Source organism: Pasteurella atlantica (genome assembly GCF_963693435.1).
In the GTDB taxonomy this organism is placed as follows: domain Bacteria; phylum Pseudomonadota; class Gammaproteobacteria; order Enterobacterales; family Pasteurellaceae; genus Phocoenobacter; species Phocoenobacter atlanticus.
In genome coordinates, this window is the sequence record NZ_OY856306.1 from 2,111,715 (window position 1) to 2,134,399 (window position 22,685).

At 32.5% G+C, this 22,685-nt stretch carries 23 protein-coding genes; 11 read left to right on the forward strand and 12 right to left on the reverse strand.

Going from position 1 to position 22,685, the window contains the following annotated elements; translation table 11 throughout:
- Positions 1 to 93: 93 nt before the first annotated feature.
- From U9966_RS09660 to U9966_RS09710, 11 genes are all read right to left on the reverse strand, one after another.
- Positions 94 to 1,686 (reverse strand): ABC transporter substrate-binding protein, encoded by a 1,593-nt coding sequence (locus U9966_RS09660; RefSeq protein WP_306346365.1) that lies wholly within the window; start codon positions 1,684 to 1,686, stop codon positions 94 to 96.
- Between the two features lie 222 nt (positions 1,687 to 1,908).
- On the reverse strand, positions 1,909 to 3,171 hold the full coding sequence (gene murA, locus U9966_RS09665) for a UDP-N-acetylglucosamine 1-carboxyvinyltransferase (RefSeq protein WP_306346366.1): 1,263 nt from the start codon (positions 3,169 to 3,171) through the stop codon (positions 1,909 to 1,911).
- Positions 3,172 to 3,244: 73 nt separating this feature from the next.
- Positions 3,245 to 3,502 carry a BolA family protein gene (locus tag U9966_RS09670; RefSeq protein ID WP_306346367.1) on the reverse strand — a complete coding sequence of 86 codons (258 nt, stop codon included), beginning with the start codon at positions 3,500 to 3,502 and terminating at the stop codon, positions 3,245 to 3,247.
- 15 nt (positions 3,503 to 3,517) lie between these two features.
- Complete coding sequence (locus U9966_RS09675) at positions 3,518 to 3,850, reverse strand: STAS domain-containing protein (protein ID WP_306346368.1); 333 nt, start codon at positions 3,848 to 3,850, stop codon at positions 3,518 to 3,520.
- A 7-nt stretch (positions 3,851 to 3,857) separates the two neighbouring features.
- Positions 3,858 to 4,496 (reverse strand): phospholipid-binding protein MlaC, encoded by a 639-nt coding sequence (gene mlaC / locus U9966_RS09680; RefSeq protein ID WP_306346369.1) that lies wholly within the window; start codon positions 4,494 to 4,496, stop codon positions 3,858 to 3,860.
- 37 nt (positions 4,497 to 4,533) lie between these two features.
- A complete protein-coding gene (gene mlaD, locus U9966_RS09685; protein WP_306346370.1) occupies positions 4,534 to 5,043 on the reverse strand; it encodes an outer membrane lipid asymmetry maintenance protein MlaD in 510 nt (169 codons plus the stop codon).
- An 18-nt stretch (positions 5,044 to 5,061) separates the two neighbouring features.
- On the reverse strand, positions 5,062 to 5,838 hold the full coding sequence (mlaE, locus tag U9966_RS09690; protein WP_306346371.1) for a lipid asymmetry maintenance ABC transporter permease subunit MlaE: 777 nt from the start codon (positions 5,836 to 5,838) through the stop codon (positions 5,062 to 5,064).
- Positions 5,835 to 6,638, reverse strand: coding sequence for an ATP-binding cassette domain-containing protein (locus tag U9966_RS09695; protein ID WP_306346372.1), 804 nt, complete (start codon positions 6,636 to 6,638; stop codon positions 5,835 to 5,837). Before U9966_RS09695 ends, mlaE begins: the two co-directional genes overlap by 4 nt.
- A gap of 44 nt (positions 6,639 to 6,682) precedes the next feature.
- The gene (locus U9966_RS09700; RefSeq protein WP_306346373.1) at positions 6,683 to 7,315 is read right to left on the reverse strand and encodes an MBL fold metallo-hydrolase; all 633 of its coding nucleotides are present in this window, start codon (positions 7,313 to 7,315) and stop codon (positions 6,683 to 6,685) included.
- A 13-nt stretch (positions 7,316 to 7,328) separates the two neighbouring features.
- On the reverse strand, positions 7,329 to 7,889 hold the full coding sequence (gene mepK, locus U9966_RS09705; RefSeq protein ID WP_306346374.1) for a peptidoglycan L,D-endopeptidase MepK: 561 nt from the start codon (positions 7,887 to 7,889) through the stop codon (positions 7,329 to 7,331).
- A 102-nt stretch (positions 7,890 to 7,991) separates the two neighbouring features.
- Positions 7,992 to 9,449 carry a L,D-transpeptidase family protein gene (locus U9966_RS09710; protein WP_306346375.1) on the reverse strand — a complete coding sequence of 486 codons (1,458 nt, stop codon included), beginning with the start codon at positions 9,447 to 9,449 and terminating at the stop codon, positions 7,992 to 7,994.
- Positions 9,450 to 9,857: 408 nt separating this feature from the next.
- Between U9966_RS09710 and dksA the strand changes: the two genes are divergently transcribed.
- From dksA to U9966_RS09755, 9 genes are all read left to right on the forward strand, one after another.
- Complete coding sequence (gene dksA, locus U9966_RS09715; RefSeq protein WP_306346376.1) at positions 9,858 to 10,307, forward strand: RNA polymerase-binding protein DksA; 450 nt, start codon at positions 9,858 to 9,860, stop codon at positions 10,305 to 10,307.
- 106 nt (positions 10,308 to 10,413) lie between these two features.
- Positions 10,414 to 11,838 carry a polynucleotide adenylyltransferase PcnB gene (pcnB, locus tag U9966_RS09720; protein ID WP_306346377.1) on the forward strand — a complete coding sequence of 475 codons (1,425 nt, stop codon included), beginning with the start codon at positions 10,414 to 10,416 and terminating at the stop codon, positions 11,836 to 11,838.
- Positions 11,838 to 12,305, forward strand: coding sequence for a 2-amino-4-hydroxy-6-hydroxymethyldihydropteridine diphosphokinase (folK, locus tag U9966_RS09725; protein WP_306346378.1), 468 nt, complete (start codon positions 11,838 to 11,840; stop codon positions 12,303 to 12,305). The genes pcnB and folK overlap by 1 nt, the downstream gene beginning before the upstream one ends.
- Before the next feature lie 106 nt (positions 12,306 to 12,411).
- Positions 12,412 to 13,962 (forward strand): type I restriction-modification system subunit M, encoded by a 1,551-nt coding sequence (locus U9966_RS09730; protein WP_306346379.1) that lies wholly within the window; start codon positions 12,412 to 12,414, stop codon positions 13,960 to 13,962.
- 99 nt (positions 13,963 to 14,061) lie between these two features.
- Positions 14,062 to 15,153, forward strand: a complete 1,092-nt coding sequence (locus U9966_RS09735; RefSeq protein ID WP_306346380.1) for a Fic family protein — start codon at positions 14,062 to 14,064, stop codon at positions 15,151 to 15,153.
- Between the two features lie 13 nt (positions 15,154 to 15,166).
- Positions 15,167 to 15,763, forward strand: a complete 597-nt coding sequence (locus tag U9966_RS09740) for a restriction endonuclease subunit S (protein WP_306346381.1) — start codon at positions 15,167 to 15,169, stop codon at positions 15,761 to 15,763.
- Positions 15,764 to 15,773: 10 nt separating this feature from the next.
- Entirely contained in the window at positions 15,774 to 16,367 is a 594-nt protein-coding gene (locus U9966_RS09745; protein WP_306346382.1) for a restriction endonuclease subunit S, read from the forward strand.
- A 107-nt stretch (positions 16,368 to 16,474) separates the two neighbouring features.
- Positions 16,475 to 17,644: an AAA family ATPase gene (locus U9966_RS09750; protein ID WP_211598034.1), complete on the forward strand. Its 1,170-nt coding sequence runs from the start codon at positions 16,475 to 16,477 to the stop codon at positions 17,642 to 17,644.
- A gap of 20 nt (positions 17,645 to 17,664) precedes the next feature.
- Positions 17,665 to 20,760 carry a type I restriction endonuclease subunit R gene (locus U9966_RS09755; RefSeq protein ID WP_306346383.1) on the forward strand — a complete coding sequence of 1,032 codons (3,096 nt, stop codon included), beginning with the start codon at positions 17,665 to 17,667 and terminating at the stop codon, positions 20,758 to 20,760.
- Here U9966_RS09755 and U9966_RS09760 read toward each other — a convergent pair.
- On the reverse strand, positions 20,757 to 21,461 hold the full coding sequence (locus U9966_RS09760; RefSeq protein WP_306346384.1) for a 3-deoxy-D-manno-octulosonic acid kinase: 705 nt from the start codon (positions 21,459 to 21,461) through the stop codon (positions 20,757 to 20,759). The two genes, U9966_RS09755 and U9966_RS09760, sit on opposite strands and share 4 nt — an antisense overlap.
- Before the next feature lie 196 nt (positions 21,462 to 21,657).
- On the opposite strand from U9966_RS09760, the gene U9966_RS09765 reads away from it, so the two are divergent.
- Together U9966_RS09765 and U9966_RS09770 are read left to right on the forward strand one after the other, a co-directional pair.
- Complete coding sequence (locus U9966_RS09765) at positions 21,658 to 22,215, forward strand: VUT family protein (RefSeq protein ID WP_306346385.1); 558 nt, start codon at positions 21,658 to 21,660, stop codon at positions 22,213 to 22,215.
- Between the two features lie 29 nt (positions 22,216 to 22,244).
- Positions 22,245 to 22,649 carry a hypothetical protein gene (locus tag U9966_RS09770; RefSeq protein ID WP_306346386.1) on the forward strand — a complete coding sequence of 135 codons (405 nt, stop codon included), beginning with the start codon at positions 22,245 to 22,247 and terminating at the stop codon, positions 22,647 to 22,649.
- Positions 22,650 to 22,685: the final 36 nt, after the last annotated feature.

Here is a 22,685-nt window from a genome sequence, read left to right on the forward strand (position 1 = left end):
ACTTAAATTAAATAAAAATGAAGCGGTAAGATTATAATCGATTTTTGCAAATTTTATATAAAATCTTACCGCTTGAATAACAAGATTCAATAACTATTTTAAATCAACATTATAAAAATCGTGTAATCCAAATGGACTCACAACATAACCTGTTACTTCTTTACGCACAGGGAAATACGTTGTTGAATGAGCAATAGTTAACCAAGGTGCTTGATCTTTAAATACTTGCTGTGCTTTTTTATAAAGTGCAGTACGCTCTGCTGGATCTGTTTTTTGAACAGCAGAAAGTACTAAATCATCAAATTCTTTATTACAGAATTTTGCATAATTAGATCCTTTTTCTTTTGCAGAACAACTTAATAGTGTATTTAAGAAGTTATCTGGATCTCCATTATCACCTGTCCAACCCATTAAGCCCGTTTGGTGATCACCTTGACGCATACGTTTTAAGTATTCACCCCACTCATAGCTGACAATTTTGGCATTCACACCCACGTTTTTCCAATCTTCTTGGATAATCTCCGCCATACGACGAGCATTCGGGTTATATGGACGAGACACTGGCATTGCCCATAGTTCAACATCAAAACCATCTTTAAAGCCAGCTTCTTTTAACAACTCTTTTGCTTTCTGTGGATTATATTCATAATCTTTAACATCATCGTTATAACTCCACATTGTTGGCGGAATAGCATTTTTCGCTGCTTGCCCTGCACCTTGATACACAGACTCAATAATGGCCGCTTTATTAACAGCATAGCTTAATGCTTTACGTACTTTTAAGTTATCAAAAGGTTTTTTCTCAGTATTAAAAGCAAGATAACCAATGTTTAATCCCGGTTTTGAAAGTAAGGTTATTTTTGGATCTGCTTTTAATTTTTCAATATCTGCTGGATTTGGATAAGGTGCTGCGTGACATTCCCCTTTAGTTAATTTTGCATCACGCACCGAGGCATCAGGGGTAATTGAAAACACTAAGCGGTCAATTTTTGCCTTACCTTTCCAATAATCTTTAAAGGCTTTGTAACGTAAATTTGAATCTTTTTGGTAAGAAACAAATTTAAATGGTCCTGTTCCAATTGGTTGTGTATCAACCTCTTCAGGCGTTCCTGCTTTTAGCATTTTATCTGCATATTCTTTTGAAAAAATAGAAGCAAAATCCATCCCTAAGTTTGCTAGGAAAGGGGCATTTGGTACTTTTAGGCTAAACTTCACTGTGTAATCATCAACTTTTTCCACTTTATCAATAATACTTGCCATATCCATTCCCACAAAGTACTCATAGTTCCCTCCAGATACTTTATTATAAGGATGCTTTGGATCTAATTGACGATTAAAAGAGAATAAGACATCATCTGCATTTAAATCACGAGAGGGCTTAAAATTTTTATTACTGTGGAATTTTACCCCTTTACGTAAATGAAAAACATAAGTTTTGCCATCATCAGATACCTCCCATTTTTCCGCCAAAGAAGGAATCACTTTCGTCGTTCCTGCTTCAAAAGTGGTTAAACGGTTATAAATTGTTCGGCTTGCCGCATCTAATGATGCACCATCAGTTGCTAACTGAGGGCTTAAAAAAGACGGCGACGCTTCTAAGCAATAAACAAAAGTTTTAGGGGCTGCAAAAGCAGTAGTAGATGCTATTGCTAATGTCATTAAAGAGAATTTTGTCATTTTTCTCATTGAGTTTTACTCCTATATGTTGTGTTTGAATTATTATTTTTTAAAGACTATTTTGTCTTCTTTTTTTAATTATGAGCCTATGACTATACAAGTTTTTTTATGAACTGCAATAGTTTTTTTAATGGGAAAGATGAAAAATGATAAAAAAATGTAAATTTTTTAAAATAAAAAAGCAATCTAGAAAGATTACTTTTATTAAAAATTTAAATTGATATGATAATATTATTCGGCAATTCGATCTATATTTGCACCAAGATTACGTAACTTTTCTTCAATATGCTCATAACCACGATCAATATGATAAATACGATCGACTACCGTTTCTCCATTTGCAATTAAACCTGCCAAAACAAGACTAATTGAAGCTCTTAAATCTGTCGCCATCACTTGTGCTGCAGATAGTTGTTCAACGCCGTGACAAATCGCCATATTACCTTCAATTTCTGCTTTGGCTCCCATTCTATTCAACTCGGGAATATGCATAAAACGGTTTTCAAATATTGTTTCTGTAATTGTACTAGTCCCTTCTGCAATCACATTTAACAAAGTAAATTGAGCTTGCATATCTGTAGGAAAGGCGGGGTGTGGCATTGTGCGAATATTCACCGCTTTTGGTCGTTTACCATGAGAGTCTAGAGTAATTGAGTTTTCACTCACTTCAACCTCCATTCCTGCTTCACGTAGCTTTTCGATCACCGCATCAAGGGTATGAGCCTTGGTACCATGACAAGTAATTTTTCCTTTAGAAACCGCTGCAGCAATTAAGAATGTACCTGTTTCAATACGATCAGGAACGATGCTATGTTCACATCCTAGCAAAGTTTCTACCCCTTCAATAGTGATAGTATCAGAACCAACACCCTCAATTTTAGCACCCATTTTATTCAAAAATTCTGCGGTATCAACCACTTCAGGCTCACGTGCCGCATTTTCAATAATAGTTGTACCCTGAGCTAAAGTTGCAGCCATCATTACAGAAAGAGTCGCACCAACACTGACTTTATCCATATAGACACGGCAACCCATTAAACGATCATTCACTTGTGCTTTAACATAACCTTGATCAAGAATAATAGTTGCCCCCATTTTTTCTAATGCTGAAATGTGCATATCCACGGGTCTTGCTCCAATAGTACACCCACCCGGTAAAGAAACTTGCCCTTGATGAAAACGGGTTAAAAGTGGTGCTAATGCCCAAATTGACGCTCGCATTGTTTTTACTAATTCATAAGGGGCAATATAATGATTAATATTGCTTGCATCAATTTTTACTGCATTTTGTTCATCACGCTCAACTACCACGCCTAATTCACGTAAAATTTTAAATGTGGTATCTACATCTTTTAAATCTGGTACATTCGTTAATGTTATAGGCTTAGTCGCAAGAATTGTTGCAAATAAAATTGGCAATGCAGCATTTTTTGCCCCAGAAATTCGCACATCACCATTTAAACTAACTGGTCCTTTAACACAAAACTTTTCCATTTGAATTCCTTTGATTGAATATTTTATAACATTTGTAAATTTTTAATTAAATCTTACCGCTTAATACCAACAATTAGCTTGGCATATTAAGCAATTTTTCTCTTTTCCACTGCTCTTTTGTAAAGGTCTTAATGGTTAATGCGTGGATAACATTAGTAGTAAAAAGTTCGGTTAACGGTGCGTAAATCATCTGCTGTTGTTTTACTTTTGAAAGTGAAGCAAAACTATCACTTACTGCAATAACACCAAAATGTGAACCATCACCCTGTACGTGAATTTCGTCAAGTTCCAACGCTTCATTTAAAAGATTTTCTATTTGTTTTAATTCCATAATTACTGCTCTAGTTTAAGATTGAGTGGTAAATTGTGCTAACCATTCTTGCAAATCAAATAGTTGTGCAAGATTAGTAATACTATTTGGTATATTAATAATATAATTTTTATTGTTTTTTGCATAAGAATGCAATAATTCTAAGAAGAGAGTTAACCCTGCAGAGTCTATTTGTTGAAGATGCTTAAGATCCCAATAAATACATTGTTTTAATTCTGGTTGTAAAAAAGAAGCACGTTGCTCCCATAAAGGGGACAACGTGTTTCTTGTTAAATCACCAGATAAAACAACCATTACATCATCATTACTCGCTTGAATATCCCATTGCAATGTTTTTTGTGATTTCATAAAATTACTATTTACTCAATGTAATGGGTTTCTGAGTAGATTTTTCTAAATTTGCAATTAAAGTATCAATCCCTTTTTGACGCAATATTCCACTCCATTCATTATGCTTAGTCGTAATCATACTGATACCTTCAGCCACCATATCATAAGCTTGCCATTCACCAGTTCTACTATTCTTACGCCATTTAAAGTTTAATTCAATGGGTTTTCTATCATCATTTGCTAAAATATTCACACGGATACCTACAATCAATTTATTATCAAGCGGCTTTTCTGCTTCAATTTCAACCTTCTGATTAGTGTATTGCGTCAACACTTGAGCATAAGATTGCTCAATAAATTGTCCAAACACATTAAAAAATCTATCTCGCTGCTGTAAATCTGCTTTTTTTAAATATTTTCCTAATACTTTTAGTCCTGCATATTTCACGTGAACATAAGGCATTAAATCATTACGAACAATAGTGCGTAAATAATTTGGATCTTTGTTAATTTTATTTTGATTTGCTTTGATATCACTAAATAATTTGTCTGCTGTTTGTTGCATTAATACGTAAGGGTTTGTATTTGCAAATGTTTGAGCAGAAAAAAGTGTTGATAACGTGATAACTGTTGTAAAAATTAGTTTTTTCATTACTTTTATCATAGTTTTGTTAACCTCCGAGTTATAATAAATAATTATGTTATTGTGCATCTAAATCTGGTTCATTTTTTGAACTGTCCGACTTTTTGTCACCATATAAAAATTGTCCAATTAAATCTTCGAGTACCATTGCTGAATTAGTATCAAAGAAAGTATCACCTTCTTTTAATGTTGCGGTTTCTCCATCAAGGACAAAACCAATACTAAGCGCGATATACTGTTCACCGAGTAAACCTGCTGTTTTTATAGACAACGAACTCGTATCTGGAATATTATTGAATTTTTCATTAATCGCTAAAGTTACTTTAGGCGTGTAATTTTCAGTATCTAAATTAATTTCTGATACTCGTCCAACAACAACACCACCGACTTTCACAGGTGCCCGTACTTTTAGTCCACCTATATTATCAAAAGTTGCATAAAGAGTATAAGTTTTTTCAGAAGAAAACCCCTGTACATTTGCAACTCGTAATCCTAAAAACACCAATGCACCTAATCCAATAAGTACAAATAATCCTACCCAAAACTCATATTTTAATGATTGTCTCATTTTATTTTCCTTTTAAATCTAACCACCAAACATTATTGCAGTTAAGATAAAATCTAACCCTAATACAACTAATGACGCATTTACTACTGTTTTTGTTGTCGCTTGACTAATCCCTTCTGATGTTGGTAACGCATTATAACCATTAAATAAGGCTATCCATACCACCGCAAAAGCGAAAAAAATACTTTTAATTGAACCATCTAATAAATCTGTGAGAGTCACACTATTTTGCATCACAGACCAAAAACTACCAGAATCAACCCCTTTCCAATCAACACCGACTAGAGAACCACCCCAAATTCCAATAGCAGTAAAAATAATAGCTAAAATTGGCATTGAAATTATCCCCGCCCAAAAACGAGGGGCTATCACTCGTCTTAGTGGATCAATCGCCATCATTTCCAAACTAGAAAGTTGCTCTGTTGCTTTCATTAAACCTATTTCTGCCGTTAATGCTGATCCTGCTCGACCAGCAAAAAGTAATGCCGTAACTACAGGTCCTAACTCTCTTAATAATGATAAGGAAACTAATTGTCCTAAACTGGTTTCTGCAGAAAAATCGACTAAAACGACATACCCCTGCAAGCCTAATACCATTCCAATAAATAAACCAGAAAGCATTATAATGAGCAAAGATTGTACCCCTAAAACATATAACTGTTTAATAACTAAAGGCGTATTTTTTCTAAACTGTGGCTTTCCAACTAATGCTCCCCAGAGCATAAAATTAGCACGCCCAAATTCACGAAAAAATCGTACAACGGAAGAACCCAATAATGAAATAAAATTAATCACTGAAATAGCTCCTCTGTATAAGTTTTATTCGTTGGATAATGAAAATGTACTGGTCCATCTGCATTACCTGCAAGAAATTGTATTACTCTAGGATCTTCACTTTCTATTAACGCTTTTGGAGAGCCTTCCGCAATGACTTTTTTATCTGCCACAATATAAGCATAATCCGCAATACTTAACACTTCATTTACATCGTGTGAAACGACAATGGAAGTTAATTTCAATGCTTCATTAAGCTTTTTAATTAATTCTACAATCACGCCCATACTGATAGGGTCTTGTCCTGCAAAAGGTTCATCATACATTATTAATTCAGGATCGAGTGCAATTGCTCGTGCTAACGCTGCTCGACGAGCCATTCCGCCAGATAATTCAGATGGCATTAAATATGCTGCACCTCTTAATCCAACAGCCTCAAGTTTCATTAATACCATTTTTCTTATTAATTCTTCAGAAAGTTGAGTATGCTCTCTGATAGGGTAAGCTACGTTATCAAAAGTAGAAAGATCAGTAAACAATGCCCCTGATTGAAATAACATCCCCATTCGCTGACGCATTTCATAAAGCGTTTTATTATTCGCTTTACAAACATCTTCACCATCAAATAAAATTGCACCTGATTCAGGTTGAAGCTGTCCACCAATCAGACGAAGTAATGTTGTTTTACCAATGCCTGATGGTCCCATAATAGCCGTTATTTTTCCTGCTTTTACACAAAGATTGAGATTATCATAAATCAGACGGTCGCCCCTGCTAAAAGTCAGGTTTTTGACCTCAATTAAATTTTCTGTATTATGCATTCTATTTCTACTATATTCGTGAGAGTTGAAAGGTGAATTGTACCTTATTTTTTTAGAAAAGGGTTAGTTTGTTTTTCTTTACCGATAGTCGTATGAGCACCATGACCTGCAATAACAATAAAATCATCATCTAAATCAAACATTTTTGTTCTAATGGAATGAAGTAATTGCTCAAGGTTTCCCATATATAAATCTGTTCGACCAATACTATTTTTAAATAACACATCACCACTAAAAGTAATTTTATTTTGAAAATCAAAAAAACCAATATGCCCAGGTGCGTGTCCAGGTAAATGGCGAATATCAAATTTCAATTCTCCAAATTCAACGATATCACCTTCATTTAGCCAATGATCCGGTAAAAAGCCCTCAACTCTTGGAAAGCCATACTCTTCCGTAATTTGCCCTAATTGTTCAAAAAGAGGTTGATCTGCTTGTTGTGAACCATAAATTTCCACACCAAAATACCGACGAAGTTGATCTGCTGCCATAATATGATCAAGATGGGCGTGAGTAATTAAAATTTTGGTTAAATTTAATTGGTTTTGCTCAATATACTGAATTAAACGCTCGCCATCATCACCCGGATCAACAATAGCCGCATTCTTCTGGTTATCCCAAATGACAGAACAATTTTGTTGAAAGGCTCCAACAGGAATAATTTGCAAATTAAACATAAAATGTCACCGCTTATCTACCACGCCAAGTACGTACAGGACCAGTATCTATATGAACAAAATTACTACGAGGATAATAACCCACTCCGCCATTATGCAAACTTAAAGCTGCTTGGTACAAACGAGACAGCGGTACACCTGTTACTCTTAAATCAATGGCTTGTCCTTTAATGTGATAGCTCTTTTTAGCCACACCTCGACTACGACGACGCATTTTTGCATTTGTTCTAGCAGTACGATACCCACAGATAATTTTAACTTCTGCATTTTGCAAGGCTAATTTTTTTTGAATTTGATCGATTTTCAAAAATAACTTGGGATCCATATTGGTGACTTGATCTGTTCTACGATCACGAAGAATATAATTCAGTTTCTGTAGCTCTTTCTTGACAAAATGCTTACCATTATGAAATTTTGAAACAAGATATTCATTCGTATTAATATTATGAAAACGCAGAGAATGTGGTTTTGATCCTGATAAATGAGCCTGCACTGTTGAGGGAACTAAAGTAGCACCTAAGACAATCCCTCCTAACGAAAGCCAGCGACGACGATTATTATCAACTTGTTCCACAATTCCTCCTTTTCATTAATAAAAATTACAAAAAACTCTATGTTAGTATCTTAAAAATAGATAAAGTTCCAAAAAATTTTGGAACTTTTAAACGGTTGGCAACTATTCTAACAAAGTATTTATAGAATGCAAATCAATACTATTTGATCTAAGTTTAGGATCTAGTCTATAAACATCTGGTACACTTCGTACGACACCATTTTCAACCCAATTGGTAACGTAATAAAGATAGACAGGATTTTCCGATCTGATTTTAACAAAAGTGGTTTTCTCACTTCGATATACCGCTTTCTGCTTAGAAATATCCCAACCAGCTTCAGATAATAAAATTTCACTTAATTGTGCGGCTTTCTGTACTCGAACACAGCCTGAACTTAATGCTCGTTTTTTTCTTGAAAAAACATTTTTATGAGGAGTATCGTGTAAAAATATCGCATCAGCACTTGGCATATTAAATTTATAACGACCTAAAGCTGCTCGTTTTCCTGGTTTTTGACGAACCATATAAGGAAATTTCTTCGCATTTTCACCCTTGTAGTTTTCCCAGTCGATAGCGCTTGGCTCTACTGTTTTTCCTGAATAACTGATAATTTCAAACCCTTTTTTACTGCCATAATTTGGATCTTTAGCAAATTTAGGTATCACATCTTCTTCTAAAATTGTTGGAGGAATAGTCCAAGGAGGATTAACTACCACATCACTTAATTGACTAAATAAGATAGGTGTTTGGCGTTTTTTACGACCAACGACCACAACAGAATGTAATGCCAATGCGCCATTTTTATAGTAGTCCAGTTGATATGCAGGAATATTCACATACAAGCCATTATCAAAATTTGGAATAAGCCGTAAACGCTGTGCATTTAATGCTAACTTAGCAATAGTCATATTATCTATCGACTGTTCACCTTCCACTTCCATCGCTATTTTATTAATAATCTCCATATATAGTCTATTATCACTTGGAATATATTTAGAAATAAATAACTCTCCATAGTTACTTTTAGCCAAATCAACCCATTGTAATAATACTTGATCACTAAGATCTCGTCTTTGATAAGTACTCGATTGATATAGCCATGAATTGATATTATTGTTTACATTTTTGCTGTAATACACATAGTCCAGAAGTGCATCTGTTAATAAAATATCCCGTTGCATACTTCCTTTTGGACTTTCTATAATTTGTTTTAATGTTACTAAAGCACTTTTCGAAACACCACTTGCAGCAAATACTATATAATCTCTCAAAAACATCTGTTCTGTTTTTTGATCTGTCCAAAGTGGCTCTAAATTAGCAAGAATATATACTTTCTTTAATTGATTTAAAGATTGTAATCTATTATTCTTCATTTTTTTGCGAATATAAGCCCCCACATCAGATAAAAGTTGAGGATTTTTCATTAATCGCTGAAATTTAGCTAATCTATTTTCTGTATGTATTTGCTGTTTTGTTAAACTTAAGTTTGGTAATACTTGATCGGTATTTGCCACCACAGATAAGGGAAAAGCCATAATGCTGACTAATATTAATAATATAAGTTTTTTATTTTTAATCATATTTATCCTTCGGATTATATTATTTACAAGCTATAAAGCTATAAAGCTATAAAGCTATAAAGCTATAAAGCTATAAAGCTATAAAGCTATAAAGCTATAAAGCTATAAAGCTATAAAGCTATAAAGCTATAAAGCTATAAAGCTATAAAGCTATAAAGCATTTGGCAAATTATTCTCATCATTGTCAATGATTAAATTTACATTTGAAGGCTAATTGTAACATAAATAGATCTTTTTTGTTTTCCAAATTTTTCCTACTAATTAAAAAAAACATTTGCTAAATACGTGTTTTTTTGGTATTTGTAGCGACCTTAAAAATAACCTTAATATTATAAATTTCAAAAGAAATGACATAAAAGAATATAACCCATTGTTATATATAACTAATTATTAAAAAGGAGTTAAATTATGGCAAAAAAGCCATCAGCATCTTCATTAAGTTTACTCACAATTGCTGGCGTTTCACCATATAAACCTAAAAAAAATGAAGAATATATGAGTGAAGCACAAATTGCACATTTTCATAAAATTTTAACCGCTTGGCATACTCAAATTATGGATGAAGCCCAACGAACCAAAACACAAATGCAAGATGAAGTGACTCATTTTGCCGATCCATCAGATCGTGCCACTCAAGAAGAAGAGTTTAACCTTGAGTTACGAAATCGTGATCGTGAACGCCGTTTATTAAAAAAGATTGAACTTACATTACAAAGACTTAAAGAAGATGATTATGGTTTTTGTGAAGCCTGTGGTGTAGAAATCGGTTTACGCCGCTTAGAAGCTCGTCCAACGGCTGAGTTATGTATTGATTGTAAAACATTAGCAGAAATTCGTGAAAAACATATGGGACGCTAGACTAGTAGTAACGAGGTGAATTATTTTTAATTATATTAAATCTTTTCTTTTTAAGAAAAACAAATCTCACAACAACTCTTTTATTTCAAATAAAAAAATAAAAGAGATGGATTCTTGTGCGCTAAAAACATCAAATACACAAAAACCAAATAAAAAAGAAACACATCAGAAAAGTGATATGCCTTCACATATTTTACATAAAAATATTACGGTTAATGCCCAAAATTATGGCATTTCTAGACACAACATTTCAAAAAATGCACTTTCTATCGTAAATAAACTCTCTCAAAATAATTTTGAAGTTTATTTAGTTGGCGGATGTATTCGCGATATTTTATTGGGAAAAACCCCAAAAGACTTTGATATTGCAACCAACGCCCGCCCTGAAGAAATTAAACGTATTTTTGGACGACAATGCCGTTTAATTGGTCGCCGTTTTCGACTTGCACATATTGTTTATGGACGAGAAGTTTATGAAGTCGCAACCTTTAGAGCGGGACATGATCAAAACTTAAATAATCAAATTTCTAAAACAAATGATCAAGGAATGTTATTGCGAGATAACGTTTATGGTTCATTAGAAGAAGATGCAAAACGTCGAGACTTTAGCGTTAATGCTCTTTATTTTGATGTTAAGCATAACTTAATTTTTGATTTTTTTAACGGCATTCAAGATCTCAAAGAGGGTAAATTACGTTTAATTGGCGATCCAACCACTCGCTATCAAGAAGATCCTGTTCGAATGCTTAGAGCCATTCGCTTTATGGCAAAACTGGATATGTTTTTAGATAAACCCACAGAGCAGCCTGTCCGTCAATTAGCTCATTTATTACAAAATATTCCAGCTGCACGTCTATTTGATGAATCATTAAAACTATTGCAAGCAGGTTATGGCGTAAAAACCTATGAATTACTACAGCAATATCATTTATTTGAAGTATTATTCCCTACTATTTCTAGTTCTTTCACTAAAGATAGTGACTCGAATGCAGAACGAATGATAACCAAAGCACTTACATCAACTGATGAGCGAATTCGTGATAATTTACGTATCAATCCTGCATTTTTATATGCTGCTCTACTTTGGTATCCGATGCGTGAAAAAATGGACGAACTCAAAAATGAGGGAGGACTGAATACTCACGATGCAATGATGCTCGCCGCCAATGAGATTTTAGCAGAAACCTGTAAAACCATTGGCTTACATCGTCGTCATACAGCAGTCATTCGAGATATTTGGCATCTACAATTTAAAATGACTAAACGTGTGGGTAAACGTCCTTATCAAACCCTTGCACATATTAAGTTTAGAGCAGGATTTGATTTGTTAGTAATGCGAGCTGAAATTGAAAAAGGGGATTTAGTTGAGCTGAGTGCGTGGTGGCACGAATTTCAACTAAGTAATGAAGTACAGCGTTCAGAACAAATCAAAAATGTTCACCCTCATCATAATGATGATGAGAAGAAAAAACGTAAACCTCGCCGTAAACGTTATTACAAAAATAGTAAACCTAAAACAAGCATAGAATAATGGAAAAAGTGTACATCTCTTTGGGTTCAAACCTCAATAATCCGCTTGTTCAACTTAAACAAGCGGTACGATCTTTACAAAAATTTGCAAATTTTCAGGTAAGTTCTTTCTACACAAGTAAACCCCTTGGACCACAAGATCAACCTGATTATATCAATGCGGTTGCAAGTTTTGATACAGAGTTGCAACCATTGGAATTATTGGATTATTTACAAAATATCGAAAATCAACAAGGACGAGTCCGTTTACGTCGCTGGGGTGAGCGTACCCTTGATTTAGATATTTTGCTTTTTGGTAAAAAAGTGATCACAAGTAACCGCTTAATCATTCCCCATTACGATATGCACAATCGTGAATTTGTGATTGTGCCACTTTATGAGTTAGAGCCTGAGTTAGTATTACCAAACCAAATAACATTAAAAACCTTATATACTAAATTTAAAAATCATCAGATGGTTAAAATTTAACACCTCCTCCTTACCTAGATTTTCTATCTATATAGTTTCGTAGATAGCTCTCGTTTTTTCTTATAATTACAGTATAATCTCACCCATATTTATTTGAGGAGTTTTTATGACAGTAGGCATTCAACAAAGAGCGACATTACAGCGTAGAATTTGGCAAATTGCAAATGAAGTGCGTGGTGCAGTTGATGGATGGGATTTCAAACAATATGTCTTAGGTGCATTATTTTATCGATTTATCAGTGAAAATTTTACCTATTTTATTGAAGCCGGTGATGAAAGTATTCATTATGCAAATTTATCTGATGATATTATCACTAATGAAATAAAAATTGATGCCATTAAAACCAAAGGTTATTTTATTTATCCTAGCCAACTATTTGAAAATATTGTAGAAAATGCACACAAGAACGATAATTTAAATACGCATCTTGCTCAAATTTTTTCAAGTATTGAAAGTAGTGCGACTGGATTTGACTCAGAACGCGATATCAAAGGATTATTTGCAGATTTTGATACAACATCTAACCGCCTTGGCAATACTGTTGAGGATAAAAACAAACGATTAGTTTCAGTATTAAAAGGAGTGGCTGATCTTGATTTTGGGGATTTTCAAGATAATCAAATCGATCTCTTTGGTGATGCCTATGAATTTTTAATCTCAAATTATGCCGCTAATGCTGGAAAATCAGGAGGCGAATTTTTTACTCCACAAAGTGTATCAAAATTGATTGCTAAAATTGCACTATTAGGTCAGAAAAATGTGAATAAAATTTATGATCCTGCTTGCGGTAGTGGTTCACTTTTATTACAAGCAAAAAAACAATTTGATAATCATATTATTGAAGAGGGATTTTTTGGTCAAGAAATTAACCATACAACCTATAACTTGGCACGAATGAATATGTTTTTACACAATATTAACTATGATAAGTTTGATATTGTACTGGGCGATACGCTTTTAAAACCTCAATTTAAAGATGATAAACCCTTTGATGCGATTGTCTCTAACCCTCCTTATTCTGTCAATTGGATTGGTAATGACGATCCAACGTTAATCAATGATGATCGCTTTTCCCCTGCTGGTGTGCTTGCACCAAAATCAAAAGCGGATTTTGCTTTTGTTATGCACTGCTTAAATTATTTATCTGCCAAAGGAAGAGCTGCTATTGTGACTTTCCCAGGTATTTTTTATCGTAGTGGTGCAGAGAAAAAAATTCGCCAATATTTAGTGGATAATAACTTTGTTGAAACCGTGATCGCACTTGCACCTAATTTATTTTATGGCACAAGTATAGCGGTAAATATTTTAGTACTTTCTAAACATAAAACGAACACTAAAACCCAATTTATCAATGCCACTGAAATTTTTAAAAAAGAAACAAATAATAATGTCTTAACCAATGAACATATTGAACAAATTTTAACATTATTTAGTGAGAAAAAAGATATTGAGCATCTAACAAAATCTGTTGAAAATAATCAAATTGCGGAAAATGATTACAATTTATCTGTTAACTCTTATATTGAAGCAAAAGATACCAAAGAAGTAATCAATATTGATGAGCTAAATGAAGAAATTGCAAAAACAGTGAAAAACATTACCGCTTTGCGTAATGAAATTGATAAGATTGTCGCGGAAATAGAGGCAGAAAAATGATATTTTCTTCTATATATAGACACAATAACGGAAGAAAACATTGATTTTCTTCCGTTATTGTAAGAATATAGGAAGAAAGAGATAATTTTAGGAAAAGATATGAATTTAACCCCTGATTGTCCAGTAAAACCATTACCCTTTGATGAGATTTTTGAGAAAATTGAAACAAAAGCAATACTAAAAAAACTTGCGATAGCACACCGTTCTCTTGCAGAGTTAAAAGGTGTTGTACAGTCTATTCCTAATCAAACTATTTTAATTAATACACTCTCTCTACAAGAAGCTAAACACAGTAGTGAAATTGAAAATATTATTACAACGCAAGATGAACTTTACCAAGCAGATTTATCAGAATTTTCCACATTCAATCCTGCGGTTAAAGAAGTACAACGCTACAGTTATGCGTTAAATAGTGGATTTAATCTCATTAAACAAGAACAAATTATTCGTCTCAACACACTTTTGATGGTTCAAGAACAATTAGAGCATAATAATGCAGGTCTACGTGCCATATCAGGAACAGCATTAAAAAATGCCTACACAGGACAAGTTGTTTATACTCCACCACAACATAAAAATGACATTATTTTATTGATGGAAAATTTGATTGAATTTATCAATACAGAAGATCGCTTTGAACTTGATCCTTTAACTAAAATGGCGATTATTCATCATCAATTTGAAAGTATTCACCCTTTTTATGATGGTAATGGCAGAACTGGACGAATTTTAAATATTCTTTATCTTGTAAAGGAAAATTTATTAGATATTCCAATATTATATTTAAGTCGCTACCTTATTGAAAATAAATCAGACTATTATACTCTTTTACAAGCAGTTAGAGATTCTCAAAACTGGGAAGATTGGGTGCAATATATCCTTAATGCAATTATTGAAACAGCTCAATCAACCATTGAATTAGTCAAACAAATTAAAATTTTAATGCAAAATTTCAAAAATCAATTCCGCAGTGAATTACCGAAAATTTATAGCCAAGATTTGCTCAATCAATTATTTATGCACCCTTATTCAAAAATAGCCTTTATTCAAAATCATCTTGGTGTCAGTGATAAAACAGCAAAGCGTTACCTTGATGAATTATGCCGAATTGGATTATTGAAAAAAGAAAAAATTGGGCGAGAAAATTTTTATATCAACTACGCTTTATTTGATCTATTTATCAAATATTAAATGAGAAAATAAAATGTTACATAACTATATAGAAAAATTATTACAAGGGCGAGAAGTTGAGTGGAAAAGACTTGGTGAGATAACTAACTACCAACAACCCACCCCCTATCTAGTAAAAACAACAAATTATAATGATAGTTTTAAAACGCCAGTTTTAACCGCTGGAAAAACATTTATTTTAGGCTATACCGATGAAACAGATGGACTTTATCAGGCCACAGAAAATCCTGTTATTATTTTTGATGATTTCACAACGGCAAATAAATGGGTAGATTTTGATTTTAAAGTAAAATCTTCTGCAATGAAAATAATCTCGTCAGTTGATGAAGAGCAGTATTTATTAAGATATATTTATCATTGGATAAATACTTTACCAAATATTGGTAAAAATACGGATCATAAACGCCAATGGATTAGCAATTTTTCAAATTTAAAAATCCCAATCCCGCCACTTGATGTGCAACAAGAAATAGCAAAAACACTTGACAGAATGACAAATATATGCTATGAGCTTGCGAAAGAGCTTGCGTTGCGCGATCAACAGTATAACTACTATAGAGATAGGCTATTGAACCTTGGAGAATTGATAGGGGGGGGGAAATCAATGTGAATGGGTTCGATTGGGAGATGTTATTTACTCTCTTAATACTGGATTAAATCCACGCCGTTTTTTTCAATTAAACACGGAAGATGCGATAAACTTTTATATCACTATTAAAGAAATTCGTAATGGCTCTATATCGCCAACTGAAAAAACAGATAGAATAAATGATGAAGCATTAAAACTTTGCAATAATCGTTCGAATTTAGAAATTGGAGATATCCTTTTTTCTGGAACAGGAACGATTGGAGAAACTGCCGTGATAAAAGAGGCACCAACAAATTGGAATATTAAAGAAGGGGTTTATGCAATTAAACCTAAAGCAGATTTAATACTTTCAGATTTTTTAAGGTTCTTGTTTACTAGTTCACATATTAGAAGTGAATTTTTAAAAAAAGCAGAAGGGGGTACAGTAAAAAGTATTTCTATGAAAACTTTAAAAAAATCACAAATCCCCCTTCCCAAACTTGATGAGCAAGAACGGATTGTCAAAATTTTAGATAAATTTGACCGCTTAACCAACTCAATTACCGAAGGGTTGCCAAAAGAAATTGATCTTAGACAAAAACAGTATGAATATTATAGGGATTTGTTATTAAACTTTGATAAGTAAGCGGTAAGATTATTATAGTTTTTTGCAAATTCTGATTAGGATGTAACCGCCTATTACTATTTGATTCAATTAGAAATAAAAAATAAATTTTAGAGCAAAGGATAAATATGGATGAATTAGAATTACAAGGTACATTACAAGATATTGCCCAACACTTAAAAAACAAAGAGAAAAAAGTACAGCTAATCTATGCTTTTAATGGTTCTGGAAAAACACGGCTTTCTCGTGAATTTAAACAACTTATTTTTCCCAAACATAATACTGATGAAAATGTGGAGCAAATTCAGTTAGCTCGTACAAAAATTCTTTACTACAATGCCTTTACTGAAGATTTATTTTATTGGAATAATGATTTAAATAATGATGCCGAACCTATACTAAATATCCAATTAAATACTTTTACTGAATGGGTGTTGAAAGAGCAAGGGCAAGATCAAAATGTCATTGATAATTTTCAATATTATACTAACGATAAATTAACACCTCGTTTTGATGAAAATTTTTCAAAAATTACGTTCTCCTTTACTCGTGGCGATGATTCATTAGAAGAAAATATTAAAATATCGAAAGGAGAAGAAAGTAATTTCATCTGGAGTATTTTTTATACTCTGATTCAATTAGTTATATCAGAACTCAATACGGCTGAACCAGAAGACCGTTCAACAAATCAGTTCGATGAATTAGAATATATTTTTATTGATGACCCCGTTAGCTCTTTAGATGAAAACCATCTAATTCAATTAGCTGTAGATTTAGCACAACTCATTAAATCAAGTAAATCAGAAATCAAATTTATTATTACAACACACAATCCTTTGTTTTATAATATATTACACAATGAACTCAATCGCGATGATAAGCCTAACAAATATAAAAAGAAAGAATTATATAAATATCAATTAAACAAACGAGAAGACGGTACATACGAACTGATACAACAACAGAATGACTCACCTTTTTCTTATCACCTTTATTTAAAAAAAGAAATTGAAAAAGCGATTGAAAATAATCAATTAAAAAAATATCATTTTAATTTCTTAAGGAATATTTTAGAAAAGACATCCACGTTTTTAGGTTATCAAACTTGGGGAGAACTGTTACCTCAGAATAATGATGGTTTACCAAACCCTTATGAAGCAAGAATTATTAATTTTTCTAGTCATTCTAAACATTCTAGTGAAGAAACCGTTGAATTATCAGAAAATGATAAAAAAGTTTTAAAAGGATTAGTAGAAAAATTAAATAAAATGTATCAATCTAAATTAGATGATGATTAAAAGAGTATAAAGGTAAAAATATGACTACAACAAAACCCATCACAGAATCAAAAAACTTTATCATTTTAGATAAATATAGCCCTATTGAACAATCTGGAAGCTACCAAACTGAAAGTGATTTAGAAAAAGAATTGATTTCTGATCTTGTTAATCAAGGATACGAATACCGCCAAGATTTAAATTCAAACGATAAACTACTCGCTAATCTTCGTAAACAATTACAAAACTTAAATAAGATGAATTTTAGTGATGATGAATGGCAACGCTTTTTAAGTGAATATTTAGACAAACCAAGCGATACGATTATTGATAAAACTTGCAAAATTCATCATAACCATATTTATGATTTTGTTTTTGATGATGGACATATCCAAAATATTTATTTGTTAGATAAGAAAAATATAACACGCAATACCTTACAAGTTATCAATCAATTTGAACAAAGAGGTGAGCATACTAATCGCTATGATGTCACTATTTTAATCAATGGCTTACCACTTATTCAAATTGAACTGAAAAAACGTGGGATGGCAATTAAAGAGGCTTTTAATCAAATTCATCGCTACACCAAGGAAAGTTTTAATAGTGAACATTCTCTCTTTAAATTTTTGCAGATCTTTGTCATTTCAAACGGAACAGATACCCGCTATTTTGCCAATACCACAAAACGAGATAAAAATAGTTTCGATTTTACAATGAACTGGGCAAAATCAAACAACGAACTTATTAAGGATTTAAAAGATTTTACAGCGACATTCTTTCAAAAAAATACGCTTTTAAAGGTATTGTTAAAATACAGTGTTTTCGATACTAATAACACCCTTTTAATTATGCGACCTTATCAAATTGCTGCAACAGAACGCATTTTATGGAAGATTGAAAGCTCTTACAATGCCAAAAATTGGAGTAATACGGAAAGTGGCGGTTACATTTGGCACACTACAGGATCGGGCAAAACATTAACAAGTTTTAAAGCAGCTCGATTAGCAACAGATTTAACATTTATTGATAAAGTATTTTTTGTGGTTGATAGAAAAGATTTAGACTATCAAACAATGAGAGAGTATCAAAATTTCTCACCAGATAGTGTCAATGGTAGTGAAAGCACGGCAGGGCTAAAACGAAATATAAAAAAAGATGATAATAAAATTATCGTTACCACTATTCAAAAACTCAATAATTTAATAAAAAGTGAAGATAATTTAGATATTTATAAAAGGCAGGTTGTCTTTATTTTTGATGAATGTCACCGTAGCCAATTTGGTGAAGCACAAAAAAACATTAAGAAAAAATTTAGAAAATATTATCAATTTGGTTTTACTGGAACTCCAATCTTCCCACAGAATGCGCTTGGCAGTGAAACGACTGCAAGTGTATTTGGATGCGAATTACATTCTTATACTATTACTGACGCTATTCGCGATGAAAAAGTCTTAAAATTTAAAGTAGATTATAACAATGTTCGCCCACAGTTCCAGTTGCTTGAAAATGAAATAGATGAGCAAAAATTAACAACTTATGAAAATAAACAAGCACTCCTCCATCCTCAACGGATCAATGAAATCACAAATTATATATTAAGTAATTTTCATCAAAAAACCCACCGCTTTACCACACAATCAAAAGGGTTTAATGCAATGTTTGCAGTAAGTTCTGTTGAGGCTGCAAAACTGTATTATGACGCATTTAAAAGATTACAAAAAACTGCCCATAAGCCACTAAAAGTAGCGACTATTTTTTCATTCACACCTAATGAAGAGCAAGATGCAAAGGGCAATATTGCAGATGAAAGTTTTGACGTCACGGCAATGAATACAAGTAGTAAAGAATTTTTAACAATGGCGATTGATGATTATAATCGTAAATTTCAAACTAATTTCAGTGTAGAGAGCAAATCTTTTCAAAATTATTATCGAGATCTCTCCTTACGAGTAAAAAATCAAGAAATTGATTTACTCATTGTGGTCGGGATGTTTTTAACGGGGTTTGATGCGGTCACTTTAAATACATTATTTGTAGATAAAAATTTACGTTTTCACGGACTTATACAAGCTTATTCACGAACCAATCGTATTTATAATGCAACTAAATCTTTTGGAAATATTGTTACTTTCCGTAATTTAGAGAAAGCTACCATTGATGCCATTACTCTATTTGGTGATAAGAACACCAAAAATGTTGTTCTTGAAAAAAGCTATAAAGAGTATATGCAAGGCTATGAAGATAATCTTACAGGAAAATTCCAGCGTGGTTATTTAGCCATTATTGAAGAATTAAAACAACATTTTCCCGCTCCTGAAAAAATTAAAACAGAAGCAGACAAAAAAGAATTTGTAAAACTATTTAGTGAATACTTACGTGTAGAAAATATTTTGCAAAATTATGATGAATTTAGTGCATTACAAAAAGCACAAACTCTTGATTCTAGCAATGTAAATTTAGTAGAAGAATGCCAAGGTAAATATGGCGTATCTCATAAAAAGCTAATAGAAATGCAGAATACACTTATTCCAACAGAGCGTGAAATCCAAGATTATCGTTCAACTTATAACGATATTAGAGAATGGTTGCGTCAAGAAAAATCAAATTCTAAACAAGAGCAACTTACTATTGATTGGGATGATGTTACCTTTGAAGTTGATTTATTGAAGTCACAAGAAATAAATTTAGACTATATTTTAGAACTGATTTTTGAACAGCATAAAATAACTCAAAATAAACCTGCTTTAATATCAGAAATTCGTCGTATAATTCGTTCAAGTCTTGGGCATCGTGCAAAAGAAAGTTTAATCGTTGATTTTATCAATCACACTAATTTAGATGAAATAATAGATAAAACAATGATTATTGAAGTATTCTTCCGATTTGCACAACAAGAACAACAACGAGAAGCTAACGAGCTAATTGACGCTGAAAATCTAAATGAAGAAGCCACAAAACGTTATATTAAAACGTCATTAAAACGTGAGTATGCCAGTGAAAATGGGACTGAATTAAATGATATTCTACCCAAAATGAGCCCTTTAAATCCTAAGTATTTAACAAAAAAACAGGCTATTTTCCAGAAAATAGCCACTTTTGTGGAAAAATTTAAAGGTGTTGGAGGGACGCTTTAACTCTTATACCCAACCAACAAACTCTGCCAATCTTGTTTATCAAAACGAATATTCAAGCGTTGTACTTCTTTATTAAAAGATCGTAGTAATCTTTCAAGGTTACTACTCTTCCAATCATCCCCTTGCTGAATACCGCATTTATCAAAATCAATGAGCCAAAACTGATTATTGTTTTCATCAAATAAAATATTATGGATATTCAAATCACTATGGTGAATTTGGTGTTGGTGAAGTTGTTTAATCAGTTTTCCAATCTCAATGTATTGCTGTGAAGATAACCTATTTTGTTGTAAAAATTGACTAAGATCTTGAGCGTTTTCGATTTTTTCAATTAAAATATCGGCTGAATAAAAACAACATTTTTTAGTAATTTTTACTGCAATAGGACGAGGGATAGGTAATCCCTCCTGAGACATTTTTTGTAGCAAATTAAACTCTTGTACAGCTCTTGTTTGCTCAAAACTAGTAAAAAAATAGCTATCCTTAATCAATTTCCCAAATAATCCACCACGATAATAATGACGTTTTACACTATTGACACCCATTAACTGCTCTGTTTTTAAAAACCACGTGATACCTCGTCCTTTAGAAGAACCAAGTAACCACTCACTTTCGAAAAAAGAGACGGTATCTAATAAAGTTTTAATCGCAGATTGTTGCGTATCGCTGATAAATTGTTGGTTAAATTGATAATAGTCCATTAAATTTTAATTAAGTAAAAGGAACATTTTCGCAGAGATAGATAAAAGATCAACATTTAGTTGCAATAAATTTACCGATTACCGTAAATTTTTGTTAGACTGTCGTCCCTTTCAGGCGTGGACGTTTCTGCTAACCTGTGTGTATATTAATAAAAATATACAATCCATCAATCTGTTTTATTGCTTTGGAGAAACAATGACGTTACCATCCTTTCGAGGAATTGGGTTTTCTTTCCCCTTTTTCTTGGTGTTTTTATATGTGATGAGCATTTTGCTCGCTAATTTAACGCTAGATACTTTTATTACATTGCCTTTTTATGGAATGCTTTCTATTGGAACCCTTTTCTTTGCTGCCATTTTTACCCTGCGAGATAAAATTCATTTTTATGGTGGCTTAAACCTTGTTTATTGGGCAATTTGTATAGCAGTTATCGTCAATATTATTGTCTCTTATTGGCTAAATGTACCAAGCCGTTTTATCTTTGCTTCTTTTTTATCAATAAGTGTTAGTGAACTCGCTGATACTGCTGTTTTTCATCGTTTTAAACATCGACGATTTGTTATTCGTGTATTGAGTTCTAATGCGTTAAGTGTGCCACTAGATAGTATTTTATTTACTTTTTTAGCTTTTTACGGTGTGTTACCTTTAACAGAAATCTGGCAAATTATTTATGCGGATATCATTGTAAAATATGGTATTGCAATGCTATTTATTGCTAAATTTTGGCAATTTAAACGCTTACAACAAGCCTAATTTATTATTGTTTAAAAAAGGAAAACAAAATGACAAATGAAATTTTAGATCTACACCAAAATGTAGCAGAACAGAAACACAAAATTTCACCGATGAACGTAATCGATAACCCTAATCCAAAAATGGATACTGAAGTCGAACATATTCTCTATTTACCCGAACTTTGTCCTGCCTCTAAAAACCCAAAACAAGGGAGTTTTATTACTCTGCGTTATAAAAATAGCAACCATTTTTTAGAACTGTTTAGCCTTGATAAACATATAGATAGCTATATTGGGCATACTATTGTGCGAGATATGGAATATTTTGTGCAAACCATCGCTCAAGCAGCGGCAGATATTTTAAAGGAAACAGTCATCGCAAGTGCAAAAATAGATTATAATCTCATTCGCCAGTGTCAAAAAATTTATGTTGTAGCGAAACCTTCAATTTAATTTTTAACATTGAATTTTCAAAGTAATTTGATAAAA

Excerpts from the sequence above, each read along its gene's own strand:
- U9966_RS09660 (WP_306346365.1), bottom strand. The coding sequence starts at position 1,686 with ATGAGAAAAATGACAAAATTCTCTTTAATGACATTAGCAATAGCATCT.
- murA (WP_306346366.1), bottom strand. The coding sequence starts at position 3,171 with ATGGAAAAGTTTTGTGTTAAAGGACCAGTTAGTTTAAATGGTGATGTG.
- U9966_RS09670 (WP_306346367.1), bottom strand. The coding sequence starts at position 3,502 with ATGGAATTAAAACAAATAGAAAATCTTTTAAATGAAGCGTTGGAACTT.
- U9966_RS09675 (WP_306346368.1), bottom strand. The coding sequence starts at position 3,850 with ATGAAATCACAAAAAACATTGCAATGGGATATTCAAGCGAGTAATGAT.
- mlaC (WP_306346369.1), bottom strand. The coding sequence starts at position 4,496 with ATGATAAAAGTAATGAAAAAACTAATTTTTACAACAGTTATCACGTTA.
- mlaD (WP_306346370.1), bottom strand. The coding sequence starts at position 5,043 with ATGAGACAATCATTAAAATATGAGTTTTGGGTAGGATTATTTGTACTT.
- U9966_RS09695 (WP_306346372.1), bottom strand. The coding sequence starts at position 6,638 with ATGCATAATACAGAAAATTTAATTGAGGTCAAAAACCTGACTTTTAGC.
- U9966_RS09700 (WP_306346373.1), bottom strand. The coding sequence starts at position 7,315 with ATGTTTAATTTGCAAATTATTCCTGTTGGAGCCTTTCAACAAAATTGT.
- U9966_RS09710 (WP_306346375.1), bottom strand. The coding sequence starts at position 9,449 with ATGATTAAAAATAAAAAACTTATATTATTAATATTAGTCAGCATTATG.
- dksA (WP_306346376.1), top strand. The coding sequence starts at position 9,858 with ATGGCAAAAAAGCCATCAGCATCTTCATTAAGTTTACTCACAATTGCT.
- pcnB (WP_306346377.1), top strand. The coding sequence starts at position 10,414 with ATGGATTCTTGTGCGCTAAAAACATCAAATACACAAAAACCAAATAAA.
- folK (WP_306346378.1), top strand. The coding sequence starts at position 11,838 with ATGGAAAAAGTGTACATCTCTTTGGGTTCAAACCTCAATAATCCGCTT.
- U9966_RS09730 (WP_306346379.1), top strand. The coding sequence starts at position 12,412 with ATGACAGTAGGCATTCAACAAAGAGCGACATTACAGCGTAGAATTTGG.
- U9966_RS09735 (WP_306346380.1), top strand. The coding sequence starts at position 14,062 with ATGAATTTAACCCCTGATTGTCCAGTAAAACCATTACCCTTTGATGAG.
- U9966_RS09740 (WP_306346381.1), top strand. The coding sequence starts at position 15,167 with ATGTTACATAACTATATAGAAAAATTATTACAAGGGCGAGAAGTTGAG.
- U9966_RS09750 (WP_211598034.1), top strand. The coding sequence starts at position 16,475 with ATGGATGAATTAGAATTACAAGGTACATTACAAGATATTGCCCAACAC.
- U9966_RS09755 (WP_306346383.1), top strand. The coding sequence starts at position 17,665 with ATGACTACAACAAAACCCATCACAGAATCAAAAAACTTTATCATTTTA.
- U9966_RS09760 (WP_306346384.1), bottom strand. The coding sequence starts at position 21,461 with ATGGACTATTATCAATTTAACCAACAATTTATCAGCGATACGCAACAA.
- U9966_RS09765 (WP_306346385.1), top strand. The coding sequence starts at position 21,658 with ATGACGTTACCATCCTTTCGAGGAATTGGGTTTTCTTTCCCCTTTTTC.
- U9966_RS09770 (WP_306346386.1), top strand. The coding sequence starts at position 22,245 with ATGACAAATGAAATTTTAGATCTACACCAAAATGTAGCAGAACAGAAA.